The following is a 1,331-nucleotide window of genomic DNA, read 5'->3' as shown; positions in this document are numbered from 1 at the left end:
GTTCTCAAACCCAGGCTGGTAGCCATTTTGTGCAAAGGATGTTAACTGTTGTGACTACTCCGGAGGCGGAGCGTCTCCGGCTCCGCTCAAGTCTCAGCGTCGAAATGTCTTGGAATTTTTGACTCAAGCCATTAGCGCTAAACGCCAGGGTCAACCAACTCCTTCTTTACTTCCACAAGTTCCTGCCGAGTAAAGTTGCTGTCAAAAATGCTGCTTAAAACCCACGAATTTATACAGTTTGATTTCCCAAATTGAATCAGTCTGCTGTCTGCTTCTTTTGAACTCTAACTCTTTGATGTCAATGGGTTTTACTTTCTTGTAATTTGCGATCGCCCCGTGGTCGATTACCACATAACAATGTTTAATATAAAAAATAGTAACAAACCAAAAGCTGAACCATTGCAGCTTCTCAAATTTAATAAATCTGTACCAACCAGAATTGGAATAATATCTCTGACTGGATTTTCGATGGCATTACTTTCTTTGTTACTACAACTACTTAATTATGGTGCAGTAAGTAGTCTCGGTAAAAAACAATTAGCGTTAGTGCAATTATCATCAGGAGAATCAGTTGTTGCCCAAGCAGTAGACCCTAATGAACGGTCAAATGAAGTCATTAAGAAATTTATTTCTGATAGCTTTATTAAGATGTTCAATTGGGATGGACTTAATAGAACCTTTAATGAAAAGGGAGAACCCATTACCAAACAAGATACTGGAATAGATGTAGGTAGAACTGAACGCTCTAATGGTAGAGTAACTACTTCTTCTTATGAAGCTGCATTCGCTATAAGTGAAAAGCAGGATTTTCGGGCAGCATTTTTGCGTAAGCTAGCTGCTATGACCCCAGCAGGGATATTCAATGGCAATACACAAGTCTCTCTAATCCCTCGGTTCATTTCTGAACCTCGCAAAATCAAAGATGGTAAATGGTCAGTAGATTTTATTGCTACTCTTGTTACTTTTACTAGAGAGAATAATGCTGGCAACGGTATTTTATTCAATAAGACTATTACTGTGGAATCTGTTAGTACACCACAACAAATTTCTCATGCTACCGACCTAGCTAAGAAAATTTATCAAGCTAGACAATCAGGCTTAGAAATTACACAAATTGTTGATTTAAATCTCGCCAACAGAAAATGACAGACAATAATTCATCAACTATAAATAATTTACTCAAAATAGATGATGAGTCCCGCGACTTAGCACATAGTCCTAATAATCATCAGTCAGAAATAGGAGAAGAAGTACAACGTGATTCACCAGTTGTAACTAAACATACGGTAGTTACAGCAATTCTCATTTTGAAAACAAAAGAAGATAAAGTC

2 protein-coding genes are annotated in these 1,331 nt (G+C 37.6%); both read left to right on the top strand.

The window, feature by feature from the left end:
• Positions 1 to 357 precede the first annotated feature (357 nt).
• On the top strand, positions 358 to 1,146 hold the full coding sequence (locus tag F8S12_RS11410) for a hypothetical protein (RefSeq protein ID WP_196516405.1): 789 nt from the start codon (positions 358 to 360) through the stop codon (positions 1,144 to 1,146).
• Positions 1,143 to 1,331: hypothetical protein (locus F8S12_RS11405; RefSeq protein ID WP_196516404.1), on the top strand; the 189-nt coding region annotated here is incomplete at its 3' end. The genes F8S12_RS11410 and F8S12_RS11405, both read left to right, overlap by 4 nt.

The sequence above is a fragment of the Nostoc sp. WHI genome (assembly GCF_015714725.1).
Classification (GTDB): Bacteria; Cyanobacteriota; Cyanobacteriia; order Cyanobacteriales; family Nostocaceae; genus Nostoc.
This window is presented reverse-complemented; position numbering and strand designations above follow the sequence as displayed.